Source organism: Myxococcus sp. AM010 (genome assembly GCF_013372585.1).
Classification (GTDB): Bacteria; Myxococcota; Myxococcia; order Myxococcales; family Myxococcaceae; genus Myxococcus; species Myxococcus vastator.
This window is the reverse complement of sequence record NZ_JABXEO010000249.1, coordinates 1-419: the sequence shown is the minus strand read 5'-3', so window position 1 is coordinate 419 and position 419 is coordinate 1. Positions and strand designations below refer to the sequence as shown.

The window sequence follows — 419 nt, the reverse complement described above, 5'->3', positions numbered from 1 at the left end:
GACCAGTATCAGACACCCGTTGAACTGGATGACGAAGAAGACGATTAACGACTCTTCAATAACTGACAAGGCCCGAGTTATCGGGCCTATTTTTTACTTACTGCTCTTCGCCGCCAAGAAAATAAATTCCCAACGGGATTGCCAGCAACACAGTAAAGACCAGGCTATAAACAAAAATCATCGATGACTGAATCACATACATTGATGTCGTCCACTCAGACAGCGGAATATTGTACTGTTCTATAACGCCGCCGATGGTCGCGCGAGTCACAACCGACGCCGCAATAATGAAAACCGCCAACAAACCAAAGAGAAATTTCTTCCCTTTCGCTGACTTCAGTTTCGCCATAATCATGATGTAATCCTTGTGCAGATAAATTTCTTGTTACCTAAACGTAACAATACCATGACATTTTACC

Annotated in this window: 1 protein-coding gene; it reads right to left on the bottom strand. The window is 43.2% G+C overall.

Annotated features, from left to right (window positions below; genetic code table 11):
* Positions 1–97 precede the first annotated feature (97 nt).
* Complete coding sequence (locus HV826_RS36550; protein WP_000605090.1) at positions 98–355, bottom strand: DUF2534 family protein; 258 nt, start codon at positions 353–355, stop codon at positions 98–100.
* Positions 356–419: the final 64 nt, after the last annotated feature.